The following is an 11,573-nucleotide window of genomic DNA, read 5'->3' on the forward strand; positions in this document are numbered from 1 at the left end:
GGGCGACGACGGCGGCGGCCGGTCCGGGGTGACCCGGGCCGGCCGCCGCCGGTTCAGGCGAGGGTGATCTGGTCGCCGTCGACCTTGAGCTCCTTGGCCGCGAGGGGCGTCGTCGCCGGGCCCGACTTCACCGAGCCGTCGGTGATGGAGAACTTGCTCATGTGGCAGGTGCAGTTGATGGTGCCGCCGTCGACGTTCGACACCGGGCAGCCCTGGTGGGTGCAGATCGGGTCGAAGCCCTTGAACGTGCCGGCCTCGGGCTGGGTGATCACCACGCCCTTCGCGGCCAGGATCAGGCCGCCGCCGACCGGGACGTCGGCGGTGCTGGCCAGCGCGCCGGAGTCGCCGGCGCCGCCGGTCGCCGCCGCGTCGCCGCTCGGGGCGGGGTCGCCGCCGGCGGAGTCGTCGGAGTCGTCGCCGCCGCACGCCGACAGGACGACCGCCGCGCCCAGCGCGCCGGCACCGGCGAGGAGTGCGCGCCGCGTCTGCGTGGCCGGCCCGGTCTGCACCTGCTCGTCACTCATGTCTGGCCTCTCTGTCGACTGCCCGGTCCGGAAGGGGTGCCCGGGCCTCGTTGGGGTCCACGGATCACTGTGCCTGAAGGTTCAACAAATCGACCACAGTGATCGTTTTGGCGGCGGGCCCACGGGCCGGCCGGGGCGGGCTCGGCGCACGAGCAGGGCGGCGGCGACGCGAAGGGGCGCCCCGGACGAACCGGGACGCCCCTTGTCGGCGTGCGCGGCAGCCTCAGCGGGCCGCCGCCGCGACCTTGCGGGCCCGGGGGCGGGCCGGGGCGCCGTTGGCCTTCGCGGCCCGCCCGGTGGCCGCCTTCGCGCCCCGGGCCTCCCCGTCGAGCCCGAGCACCGGGCGCAGGAACCGGCCGGTGTGGCTCTCGGGCACCTCGGCGACCTCCTCGGGGGTGCCGGTGGCCAGCACCGTGCCGCCCCGGTGGCCGCCCTCGGGACCCATGTCGATCAGCCAGTCGGCCGTCTTGATCACGTCGAGGTTGTGCTCGATGGTGATCACCGTGTTGCCCTTGTCGACCAGCCCCTCCAGCACCATCAGCAACTTGCGGATGTCCTCGAAGTGCAGGCCGGTGGTCGGCTCGTCCAGCACGTAGACCGTGCGGCCGGTGGAACGCTTCTGCAGCTCGGAGGCGAGCTTGACCCGCTGCGCCTCGCCGCCGGAGAGCGTCGGCGCGGGCTGGCCCAGCCGGACGTACCCCAGGCCGACGTCGACCAGCGTCTTGAGGTGCCGGTGGATGGCCGGGATCGCGGAGAAGAACTCCGCCGCCTCCTCGATCGGCATCTCCAGCACGTCGGAGACGGTCTTGCCCTTGTAGTGCACCTCCAGGGTCTCCCTGTTGTACCGGGCCCCCTTGCACACCTCGCACGGGACGTACACGTCGGGCAGGAAGTTCATCTCGATCTTGATCGTGCCGTCGCCGGAACACGCCTCGCACCGGCCACCCTTGACGTTGAACGAGAACCGGCCCGGACCGTACCCCCGGACCTTGGCCTCGGTGGTCTCGGCGAACAGCTTGCGGACGTGGTCCCAGACCCCCGTGTACGTCGCCGGGTTGGACCGGGGCGTGCGGCCGATCGGCGACTGGTCGACGCCGACGACCTTGTCCACGTGCTCCAGGCCGCTGACCCGGGTGTGCCGGCCCGGCACGTGCCGCGCCCCGTTGATCTGGTTGGCCAGCACCGCGTGCAGGATGTCGTTGACCAGCGTCGACTTGCCCGAGCCGCTGACCCCGGTGACCGCGATGAGCTGGCCCAGCGGGAACGACACGGTCAGGTTGCGCAGGTTGTGCTCCCGCGCGCCGTGCACCACCAGCTCCCGGCCCGGGGTCTGCGGCCGGCGGCCCGTCGGCGTCGGGATCTCCCGCCGGCCCGACAGGTACGCCCCGGTCACCGACTCCGGGTTGGCCAGCAGGTCCGGCACCGACCCGGAGTGCACGATGCGCCCGCCGTGCTCGCCCGCGCCCGGCCCGATGTCGACGATCCAGTCGGCGGTGCGGATGGTGTCCTCGTCGTGCTCGACGACGATCAGGGTGTTGCCCAGCCCGCGCAGCCGCACCAGCGTCTCGATGAGCCGGTGGTTGTCGCGCTGGTGCAGGCCGATGGACGGCTCGTCGAGCACGTAGAGCACGCCGACCAGGCCGGAGCCGATCTGGGTGGCCAGCCGGATGCGCTGCGCCTCGCCGCCGGACAGCGTGCCGGCCGGGCGGTCCAGGGAGAGGTAGTCCAGCCCGACGTCGAGCAGGAACCGCAGCCGGGCGTTGATCTCCTTGAGCACCCGCTCGGCGATCATCTTCTGCCGGTCGGTCAGCTCGATGCCGGCCAGCAGCTCGGCGCACTCGCCCACCGACAGGTTGCACACCTCGGCGATGCTCTTGCCGGCCAGGGTGACCGCGAGGACCTCGGGCTTGAGCCGCGCGCCGCCGCAGGCCGCGCAGGGCACGTCGCGCATGTAGCCCTCGTACTTCTCCCGCGACCACTCGCTCTCGGTGTCGGTGTGCCGGCGCTCGATCCACTGCACCACGCCCTCGAAGCCGGTGTAGTAGGAGCGCTCGCGGCCGAACTTGTTGCGGTAGCGCACGTGCACCTGGTCGCCGGAGCCGTGCAGGATCGTCTTCTGCGCTCGCGCCGGCAGGGCCCGCCACGGGGTGTCGACGTCGAAGTGCTCGGCCTCGCCCAGTGCCTCCAGCAGGCGCAGGAAGTATTCCAGGTTGTGCCCGGACGACCAGGGCTGGATCGCGCCCTCGCGCAGGGTGCGCTCCGGGTCGGGGACGATCAGCTCCGGGTCGACCTCCTTCTTGGTGCCCAGGCCGGTGCACTCGGGGCACGCCCCGTAGGGCGCGTTGAACGAGAAGACCCGGGGCTCCAGGTCCTCGATCGCGAGGGGGTGGTCGTTGGGGCAGGCCAGGTGCTCGGAGTAGCGGCGCTCCCGGTCGGGGTCGTCCTCGGCGAGGTCGACGAAGTCGAGCAGGACCAGGCCGCCGGAGAGGCCGAGCGCCGCCTCGACCGAGTCGGTCAGCCGCTGCTTGGCGCTGGGCTTGACGGTGAGCCGGTCGATCACCACCTCGATGGTGTGCTTCTCCTGCTTCTTGAGCTTCGGCGGCTCGGTCAGCGGGTGCACCACGCCGTCGACCCGGGCCCGCGCGTAGCCCTTGCCCTGCAGCTCGGCGAACAGGTCGACGTACTCGCCCTTGCGGCCGCGCACCACCGGGGCGAGCACCATGAACCGGGTGCCCTCCGCCATCGCGAGAACCCGGTCGACGATCTGCTGCGGGCTCTGCCGGGAGATCCGCTCGCCGCAGACCGGGCAGTGCGGCTCGCCGACGCGGGCGTAGAGCAGCCGCAGGTAGTCGTAGACCTCGGTGATCGTGCCGACGGTCGAGCGCGGGTTGCGCGAGGTGGACTTCTGGTCGATGGAGACGGCGGGGCTGAGGCCCTCGATGAAGTCGACGTCCGGCTTGTCCATCTGGCCGAGGAACTGCCGGGCGTACGACGACAGCGACTCGACGTAGCGGCGCTGCCCCTCGGCGAAGATGGTGTCGAAGGCCAGGCTCGACTTGCCGGACCCGGAGAGCCCGGTGAAGACGATCAGGGCGTCCCGGGGCAGGTCGAGACTGACGTCACGCAGGTTGTGCTCGCGCGCGCCACGGATGATCAGTCGGTCGGCCACTGTCCGTGTACTCCCGGTGAAGAAGGCGAGGAGGATCTGGGCGCTCGGGGCGGCCGGGAGGCTTCCGGGACGGCCCCGAACGGTCGTGCGGGCGCAGAAGAAGCGCCTCGGCAACTCTAGCCCCGAGGTACGACAACTTTCCGCGCCCGCACATTCCCCCAGCTCAACCCGGTCGCGCCGGGACCCGTCACGGCCCCGGCCCGCTGCCCTCGCCCCGGCACCGGCGCCCCGGCGGCCGGCCGCCGCCGCGGTCAGCTCCCCGCTACCCCGGCAACACCGACAGTCACGGCCGGGCCGTCCGTCGCCGCCCGCCGCGCCAGCCGCCCCGGCGCTCGGCGGCCAGCCGGGTCTCCCGACGCCGGCTCTCGAAGGCGATCTCCCGCTGCAACCGGCGCCAGCTGTCGTACCGCCGGACGGTCAGCTCCCCGGCGGCGAGGGCGTCGCGGACGGCGCAGCCCGGCTCGGCGTCGTGCGCGCAGTCGCCGTACCGGCAGCCCGTGGCCAGCGCGGCGATGTCGGCGAAGGCCCGGTCCAGGCCCGCCGCGCCGTCGAGCAGGCCGACCGCGCGTACCCCCGGGGTGTCCAGCACCGCGCCGCCGCCCGGCACCGGCACCAGCGCCCGCCAGGTGGTGGTGTGCCGGCCCTTGCCGTCGACCCGGCGGATCGCCTGGGTCGGCATCACCACCGCCCCGGCCAGCGCGTTGACCAGGCTCGACTTGCCGGCCCCGGACGGGCCGAGCAGGGCCAGGGTGCGGCCCGGGGCGACGTGCGGGCGCAGCGCGTCGAGGCCGTCGCCGCGCTCGGCGCTGACCGGCAGCACCGGCACCCCGGGCGCGACGCCGGCGAGCTGCCGGGCGATCGCCGCCGGGTCGGCGGCGAGGTCGGCCTTGGTGAGCACCACCAGCGGCGTGGCTCCGGACTCGTGCGCCAGGGACAGCAGCCGCTCGATGCGGGCGACGTCCGGCTCGGGGTGCACCGGCTCGACGACGGCCGCCGCGTCGAGGTTGGCGGCGAGCACCTGCCCGCTGGCGTCCTTGCCGGCGGTGCGGCGCACCAGCGCCGTGCGCCGGGGCAGCACGGACTCGACGGTGACCGGCCCGTCGGGCCAGGCGTGCAGCAGCACCCAGTCGCCGGCGCAGGGCAGCCGGGTCAGGTCGCGGGCCGCGTCGGCGAGCACCGCCGCGCCGAGGGTGGCGCGGACCGGCCCGTCCGCGCCGAGCACGGTGCACACGCCCCGGTCGACGCGGGCCACCCGGCCCGGGGTCCGGCCGGCGCGGGTACGGGCGTGGGCCGCCCGTTCGGCGTCCCAGCCGAGGGCGGTCAGATCGATGGACATGGCAACCTCTTCAGGGTCGGTGGATACGGTGGGGCGACACGCGTGCTTCGACCGGCATGGGCACCACCTCCTCCGAGTCCCGGTGTCGCGTTGCACCGCCGACGGTAGGGGCCGCGCCGACGCGCCGAAAGCGATTTCCACGGCGACGCCGGGGCCGCGGGCGGCTAGGGTTCGGTGCGTGACCGCGGACCCGCTGCTGCTGACCGGTGACCTCGACGACGCCACGGCCCGGCTGCTGCGCACCGCCGCGGCCCTCGACGACGCGGACGTCGCCGCGCCCTCGCTGCTGCCCGGCTGGACCCGGGCGCACGTGCTGACCCACCTGGCCCGCAACGCCGACGGGTTCGTCAACCTGCTCACCTCCGCCCGCACCGGCGAGCGGATCCCGATGTACGCCAGCACCGCGGCCCGCGCCGCCGACATCGCCACCGGGGCGGCCCGGACGCCCGCCGCGCTCCTGGACGACCTGCGCCGCTCGGCCGAGCGGTTCGCCGAGGCGGTCGCCGCGATGCCCGTGCAGGCGTGGGCGGCGACCGTGGAGACCCGGCGCGGCCCGTGGCCGGCGGCCATGCTGGTCTGGGGGCGGCTGCGGGAGGTCGAGGTGCACCACGTCGACCTGGCCGCCGGCTACACGCCGGCCGACTGGCCGGAGGCGTTCGCCCAGCGGCTGCTGCACGAGGTCACCGCCGGCCTCGCCGGCCGGGACGACGCCCCGGCGCTGGTGCTGCGCTTCGACGGCAGCAGCCACGAGGTGGTCGTCGGCGATCCCGACGGCGCGCCCACCGTCACCGGCCCCGCCCACGGGCTCGCCGCCTGGCTGACCGGCCGCGGCGGCGCCGACACGCTCGCCGTCACCCCCGACGGTCCCCTGCCGACCCCACCGGAATGGATGTAAGGACGCATGACCTACAGCGGAGACGTCAGCCCCGGCGGCGCGCCGGCCGTACGCGAGCTCGACGGGCTCACCATCACCAAGGTGTCGGTGGGGCCGATGGACAACAACGCCTACCTGCTGCGGTGCCACGACACCGGCGAGCAGCTGCTGATCGACGCGGCCAACGAGGCGCCCCGGCTGCTGGAGCTGGTCGGCGACGCCGGCCTGGCCACCGTGGTCACCACCCACCAGCACATGGACCACTGGGTCGCGCTGGAGGAGGTCGTCGCCAAGACCGGCGCGCGGGCGCTGGTGCACGCCGACGACGCCGCGGGCCTGCCGATCCCGGCGCAGCCGCTGACCGACGGCGACACGGTGGCCGTCGGCGACCGCGAGCTGGAGGTGATCCACCTGCGGGGGCACACGCCGGGCTCGATCGCCCTGCTCTACCGCGACCCGGCGGGCGTGCCGCACCTGTTCACCGGCGACAGCCTCTTCCCCGGCGGGGTCGGCAACACCGACCGGGACCCGCAGCGGTTCGGTCAGCTCGTCGACGACGTCGAGCACCGGCTGTTCGACCGGCTGCCCGACGAGACCTGGTTCTACCCGGGGCACGGCCGGGACAGCACCCTCGGCGCGGAGCGCCCGTCGCTGCCGCAGTGGCGGGCCCGCGGCTGGTGACCGGCGGCGGCGCCGTCGCCCGCCCGGGGCTCAGGCCGCCGGGGCGGCGGGGACGGCGCCGCGCAGCCCGCGGCGCGTGACGAGCAGCACCACGCCGGCCAGCAGCAGACCCACCGCCATGGTGACCAGCAGCGGCGGAACGTCCACCGGCAGCAGCCCGGCCAGCGAGCGGGACAGCGTGCCGAGGGCCACGTAGAGGCCGGCCCAGAGCGCGGCCCCGACGCTCGCGCAGGCCAGGAACCTGCGGTACGACATCCGCAGGCCGCCGGCGGCCAGCGGCAGCAGCGCGTTGAACACCGGCAGGAAGGGCGCGACCAGCACCATCCGGCCGCCGCCCCGGCGCAGGACGGACTCGGCCGCCGCCCAGCGGGACTCCCCGATCCAGCCGCCGACGCGGCTGTGCCGCAGCCGGTCGCCGTAGCGGCGGCCGACGAGGAAGCTCAGCGACCAGCCGGCCACGCAGCCGGCGACCACGGCGGCGACGGTGCTCGCGGCGGTGGCCGGCCGCCCGACGCCGACCGCGGCGAGGACCGCGACGTCGCCGGGGACCAGCACCCCCACCAGCGGTACGGCGTCGAAGAGCATCACCACCCCGAGCACCCCCACCAACAGGATGGTGGGCAGCTCCCCGACCTGGTGTGTCCAGTCCGCCATGGTCCGTACGCTACGGCCGGTCCGCCACGTCCGGCATCGGGTTTGATCCCCTAGCCGACCCTGATCCCGCCTCGGGGTCGGCCCCGCCGGCCCGGGGCCGCAGCACCTCCACCCGGCGCACCGGGGAGTCGACGGCCGGCTCGGTGGTGGGCACCCGGTAGGTGGCCACCGGGTCCAGCAGGTCGCGGGGCAGGTGCCCCCGGCCGGGGTCGCCCACCAGCACCCGCGCGCCCCGGGCCACGGCGCGACGCAGGAACGGCAGCATCCGGCCCGCCATCTCCCGGTCGTAGAAGACGTCCCCGGCGACGAGCAGGTCCGCGTCCGGCGCGTCGGAGTCGAGCAGGTCCTCGCCCATCGCGGCGACGGCGACCCGGTTGGCGCGGGCGTTGACGGTGACCGCCGCCACGGCGTACGGGTCGATGTCGTTGGCCACGACCCGGGCCGCGCCGGCCAGCGCGGCGGCGATCGCGACGAGCCCCGAGCCGGCGGCCAGGTCGAGCACCCGGCGGCCGGCGGCCAGCTCGGGGTGGTCGAGCAGGTGCCGGGCCAGGGCCTGGCCGCCGGCCCAGGCCGAGGCCCAGTACGGCGGCGGCAGGGCGTGGCCGGCGGCGGCCTCCATCCGGGCCCACCAGACGATGGCGTCCTCGGCGAGGTGCAGCCGCACCTCGGGCACGAAGGGGGTGGCGACGAGCCGCAGGCGGTCCAGCCCCTCGCCGGGCACGTCGATCTCCCGCTCCAGCACGGCCAGCGCGGTGGCTGCGGGACTTGTCATCGGGGCAAGCATGCCGCAGGCGGGGCCCCGCCGGGCGGGTTTTCCCAGGGCTGCGCCCGGGGCGCGGGCATTTTCGGGTAAGCCCTGCGGCACTTCGCCCAGCAGATCCGGGTTTTGCCGGTTACTCTCGGGGAGGTACAGGGCGATCATCGACCAGCGGTCGGTGCTCACCCGCTTTGAACAGGGAGAGATGCATGGCTACCGGCACGGTCAAGTGGTTCAACTCGGAAAAGGGCTTCGGCTTCATCGAGCAGGACGGCGGAGGTCCGGACGTGTTCGTCCACTACTCGGCCATCGCGTCGAGCGGCTACCGGGAACTCAACGAGGGCCAGAAGGTCGAGTTCGAGGTGACCCAGGGGCAGAAGGGCCCGCAGGCGGACAACGTCCGCGCGATGTAGCTCCGTGCCGGTGACGGCGGTCGGGTCGACGATCCCGGCCGTCGCCGCAGCGCACCCGCGCCCGCCGCGCCCGGCGTACTCCGCCGCGCGGCGGGCGTTTTCTCTGTTCTGCCAGGCAGTTCCGTCGCCGGCGGCGGGCGCGTCACCCGCCCCGGTTGCCCGTCGGCCGGGCGGGCGGGTCAGCTCGGCGCGCGGTGCGGCGGCTCCGGGCGGGCCGCCCGAACCTGGTCGAGGTGCTCCCGCATGGTGGCCACCATGACCGTCATGAAGCGGCGCACCACCTCCAGCTCGTCGTCGCTGAAGCCGGCCATCGCGGCGTCGGTACGGTGGCCGAGCGGCTGGAAGAACTCCATGGCCAGCGCGGCGCCCTGGTCGGCGTAGCGCAGGAACACCTTGCGGCGGTCGCCGGTGTCGCGGTCCCGGCGGACGTGGCCGGCGCGCTCCAGCCGGTCGATCAGGGCGGTCACCGAGCCGGAGGACAGGTTGAGCTTCTCCCCCAGCCGGCCCGGGGTGATCGGGGCGCCGGTGAGCTCGGCGTCCATGACGGCGATGAGCGCGTGCAGGTCGGTGCCGTTGAGGCCGTGCAGGCCGGCGAAGGCGTGCCCGACGTGCTGGGCGTCGGACGAGTAGCGCCGCAGGTCGTTGGTGATGGCGGCGACGAGCTGCTCGCGCCGCGTTTCCCGTTTCCGGTACATGCCGTGCGTTGCCACGACGTCGCTTCCCCCTCCCCCGTGCGTGCCGGTTGCAGCATAGTCGAGCTGTCGATAATCTCGCTTATCAAGATACTCGGCAGGCGCGACAATCGGGTCCTTCGAACTCGCCGGCCGAGCCCGCCCACCGGTGCCCCGCGCCCCACCCCGACAACCACGAGGGAACCCGATGTCTGTGTTCACCCGCGTCGCCCGCGGCCGGCTCGCCGCCTGGCTCACCGTGGCCGCCGCGATCGTCCTCAGCGCGGTCGTCTTCGGGCTCCCGAAGCCCGACAACCCCGCCTCCGTCTCGTCCACCGGGCTGTCCGTGCAGTGGCAGTCCACCCAGGTCGAACGGCTCCAGGACGAGCTGCCCTCCCGCGACGTCCAACCCGCGATCGTCGTCGTCAGCCGCGCCGACGGCACGCCCCTCACCGAACCGGACCGCGCGGCGATCACCGCCCGCCTCGGCGAGCTGGGCCGCTTCGCGGTCGGCGGTCGGGTCAGCCCGCCGCAGACCTCACCCGACGGCACGGTGGCGCTGCTCGCCGTACCGATGTCCACCGCCGACGGCCAGACGGCCGTCGCCGACGCGGTGGCCGACCTCCGCACGGCCCTCGACGGCCTGCCCACCGGCCTCACCGCGCAGGTCACCGGCGCCCCCGCGTTCACCGCCGACCTGACGCAGGTCTTCGCGGGCGCGGACGTCACGCTGCTCGTCGTCACCGCGGGCGTCGTCGCGCTGCTGCTGCTCGTCACCTACCGCAGCCCGTTCCTGTGGATCGTGCCGCTCGTCGTCGTCGGGGCCACCGAACAGCTCACGCTGCGAGCCGTCGACACGATCGTCCCCGCCCTCGGCATCCACCTCCAGGAGGGCGCGGTCACCGGCATCGCCAGCGTCCTCGTCTTCGGCGCCGCCACCGACTACGCCCTGCTGCTCATCGCCCGCTACCGGGAGGAACTGCGCCGCGAGGCCGACCGCTTCGCCGCGATGCGCGCCGCCCTGCGCCGCACCGCCGAGCCCATCCTCGCCAGCGGCGGCACCGTCGTGCTCGGCGTGCTCACCCTGCTGCTGTCGGAGCAGGAGAACAACCGGGCCCTCGCCGTGGCCTGCGCCACCGGCATCGTGTTCGCCATGCTGTCGGCGCTGTTCGTCCTCCCCGCCGCGCTGGTGCTCTTCGGCCGCGGGCTGTTCTGGCCGTTCGTGCCCCGGGTCGGCGGCCCCGCGCGTGAGGGCCGGCTGTGGGGCCGGCTCGGCACCGCCGTCGTCCGCCGCCCGCTGCCGGTCGCGGCGCTCGCGACGCTGCTGCTCGCCGGCCTCGCCCTCGGCGGGCTCGGCATCCGCACCGGCCTGTCCGAGACCGAACAGTTCCGGGTGAAGCCCGAGGCCGTCGCCGGCGCGGAGACCCTCGCCCGGGCCTTCCCCGCCGGCACGACGCAGCCGGTCGCCGTCCTGACCACCCCGGCGGCGGCGCCGGCCGTGGTGGCGGCCGCCACCGCCGTACCCGGGGTGGCCTCCGCCCGCCCCGGGGACGCCGGCACCGCCGTCGCCCAGGTCGACGTGGTGCTCGAGGCCGAACCGGGCAGCGCCGACTCGGACCGCGCGATCGAGGCGCTGCGCGCCGCCGTCGCCGCGGTTCCCGGCTCCGCCCCGCCCGCCGTCGACGGCGTCGAGCGGTTCGACGGCGCCGTCGTCGGCGGCACGGTCGCCGCCACGTACGACTCCAAGGAGGCCGACGGCAGGGACCTGCGGCTGATCCTGCCGATCATCCTGCTGCTCGTCGCCGCGGTGCTCGTGCTGCTGCTGCGCGGCCTGGTCGCACCGGCCCTGCTCGTGCTCACCGTCGTCGCCTCGTTCTTCGCCAGCCTCGGCGCGGCGTGGCTGCTGTTCGACCTCGTCCTCGGGTTCCCGGCGCTCGACAGCGGCGTCCTGCTGCTCGCCTTCGTCTTCCTCGTGGCCCTCGGCGTCGACTACAACATCTTCCTCGTCACCCGCGCCCGCGAGGACGCCCGCCGCACCGGCACCCGCGACGGCATGCTCTCGGCCCTGCGCGTCACCGGCGGCGTGATCACCAGCGCGGGGGTGCTGCTCGCGGCGGTCTTCGCCGTCCTCGGCGTGCTACCGCTGATCCTGCTGACCCAGATCGGGGTCATCGTCTGCATCGGCGTGCTGCTCGACACGCTGCTGGTGCGCACGGTCCTCGTGCCGGCGCTGGTGTTCCTGCTCGGCGACCGCTTCTGGTGGCCCGGCCGGATCCCACCGGCACCCACCGGCGACGCACCCGACACCGACGCACCCGACGCCGACGACGCGGGGCGGGCGGGGCGCGACGGGGCCGAGCCGGCGGCGGCCCGGAGCTGAGGACCGCGCGGGCGGCGGCGGGGACGGGACCACCGCCCCCGCCCGCGCCCCCGGCCCGGCGGCACCCCCCGCCGGCGGCCCCGGGGCCCGCCGCTCGCCCCGGCGCCCCCGGGG

General features: G+C 75.0%; 10 protein-coding genes. 4 read left to right on the forward strand and 6 right to left on the reverse strand.

Annotated features, from left to right (window positions below; translation table 11 throughout):
• Nucleotides 1–53: 53 nt before the first annotated feature.
• The 3 genes from LPA42_RS32930 to rsgA all read right to left on the reverse strand — a co-directional run bounded on the left by LPA42_RS32930 (nt 54) and on the right by rsgA (nt 5,029).
• Nucleotides 54–524 (reverse strand): Rieske (2Fe-2S) protein, encoded by a 471-nt coding sequence (locus LPA42_RS32930; RefSeq protein ID WP_077939146.1) that lies wholly within the window; start codon nt 522–524, stop codon nt 54–56.
• Between the two features lie 223 nt (nt 525–747).
• On the reverse strand, nt 748–3,693 hold the full coding sequence (gene uvrA / locus LPA42_RS32935) for an excinuclease ABC subunit UvrA (protein ID WP_077939145.1): 2,946 nt from the start codon (nt 3,691–3,693) through the stop codon (nt 748–750).
• A 283-nt stretch (nt 3,694–3,976) separates the two neighbouring features.
• On the reverse strand, nt 3,977–5,029 hold the full coding sequence (gene rsgA, locus LPA42_RS32940) for a ribosome small subunit-dependent GTPase A (protein WP_077939144.1): 1,053 nt from the start codon (nt 5,027–5,029) through the stop codon (nt 3,977–3,979).
• Nucleotides 5,030–5,207: 178 nt separating this feature from the next.
• Between rsgA and LPA42_RS32945 the strand changes: the two genes are divergently transcribed.
• Together LPA42_RS32945 and LPA42_RS32950 are read left to right on the forward strand one after the other, a co-directional pair.
• A complete protein-coding gene (locus LPA42_RS32945; protein WP_043967480.1) occupies nt 5,208–5,924 on the forward strand; it encodes a maleylpyruvate isomerase family mycothiol-dependent enzyme in 717 nt (238 codons plus the stop codon).
• A gap of 6 nt (nt 5,925–5,930) precedes the next feature.
• A complete protein-coding gene (locus LPA42_RS32950; RefSeq protein ID WP_077939143.1) occupies nt 5,931–6,584 on the forward strand; it encodes an MBL fold metallo-hydrolase in 654 nt (217 codons plus the stop codon).
• Between the two features lie 30 nt (nt 6,585–6,614).
• Here LPA42_RS32950 and LPA42_RS32955 read toward each other — a convergent pair whose 3' ends face one another.
• Together LPA42_RS32955 and LPA42_RS32960 are read right to left on the reverse strand one after the other, a co-directional pair.
• Complete coding sequence (locus LPA42_RS32955; protein ID WP_228987121.1) at nt 6,615–7,238, reverse strand: DedA family protein; 624 nt, start codon at nt 7,236–7,238, stop codon at nt 6,615–6,617.
• Nucleotides 7,239–7,248: 10 nt separating this feature from the next.
• Nucleotides 7,249–8,022, reverse strand: a complete 774-nt coding sequence (locus tag LPA42_RS32960; protein WP_077939141.1) for a methyltransferase — start codon at nt 8,020–8,022, stop codon at nt 7,249–7,251.
• A 182-nt stretch (nt 8,023–8,204) separates the two neighbouring features.
• Here LPA42_RS32960 and LPA42_RS32965 point away from each other — a divergent pair, with 182 nt between their 5' ends.
• Complete coding sequence (locus tag LPA42_RS32965; RefSeq protein ID WP_043967472.1) at nt 8,205–8,408, forward strand: cold-shock protein; 204 nt, start codon at nt 8,205–8,207, stop codon at nt 8,406–8,408.
• Nucleotides 8,409–8,587: 179 nt separating this feature from the next.
• Here LPA42_RS32965 and LPA42_RS32970 read toward each other — a convergent pair whose 3' ends face one another.
• The gene (locus LPA42_RS32970) at nt 8,588–9,103 is read right to left on the reverse strand and encodes a MarR family winged helix-turn-helix transcriptional regulator (RefSeq protein WP_077939140.1); all 516 of its coding nucleotides are present in this window, start codon (nt 9,101–9,103) and stop codon (nt 8,588–8,590) included.
• A gap of 184 nt (nt 9,104–9,287) precedes the next feature.
• Here LPA42_RS32970 and LPA42_RS32975 point away from each other — a divergent pair, with 184 nt between their 5' ends.
• A complete protein-coding gene (locus LPA42_RS32975) occupies nt 9,288–11,459 on the forward strand; it encodes an efflux RND transporter permease subunit (protein ID WP_077939139.1) in 2,172 nt (723 codons plus the stop codon).
• Nucleotides 11,460–11,573 lie beyond the last annotated feature (114 nt).

Source organism: Micromonospora sp. DH13 (assembly GCF_020873825.1).
Lineage (GTDB): Bacteria > Actinomycetota > Actinomycetes > Mycobacteriales > Micromonosporaceae > Micromonospora > Micromonospora haikouensis.

What these genes read in the sequence shown, in the direction of transcription:
- rsgA (WP_077939144.1), bottom strand. Translation starts at nt 5,029, where the DNA reads ATGTCCATCGATCTGACCGCCCTCGGCTGGGACGCCGAACGGGCGGCC.
- LPA42_RS32930 (WP_077939146.1), bottom strand. Translation starts at nt 524, where the DNA reads ATGAGTGACGAGCAGGTGCAGACCGGGCCGGCCACGCAGACGCGGCGC.
- LPA42_RS32970 (WP_077939140.1), bottom strand. Translation starts at nt 9,103, where the DNA reads ATGTACCGGAAACGGGAAACGCGGCGCGAGCAGCTCGTCGCCGCCATC.
- LPA42_RS32960 (WP_077939141.1), bottom strand. Translation starts at nt 8,022, where the DNA reads ATGCTTGCCCCGATGACAAGTCCCGCAGCCACCGCGCTGGCCGTGCTG.
- LPA42_RS32965 (WP_043967472.1), top strand. Translation starts at nt 8,205, where the DNA reads ATGGCTACCGGCACGGTCAAGTGGTTCAACTCGGAAAAGGGCTTCGGC.
- LPA42_RS32975 (WP_077939139.1), top strand. Translation starts at nt 9,288, where the DNA reads ATGTCTGTGTTCACCCGCGTCGCCCGCGGCCGGCTCGCCGCCTGGCTC.
- LPA42_RS32955 (WP_228987121.1), bottom strand. Translation starts at nt 7,238, where the DNA reads ATGGCGGACTGGACACACCAGGTCGGGGAGCTGCCCACCATCCTGTTG.
- LPA42_RS32950 (WP_077939143.1), top strand. Translation starts at nt 5,931, where the DNA reads ATGACCTACAGCGGAGACGTCAGCCCCGGCGGCGCGCCGGCCGTACGC.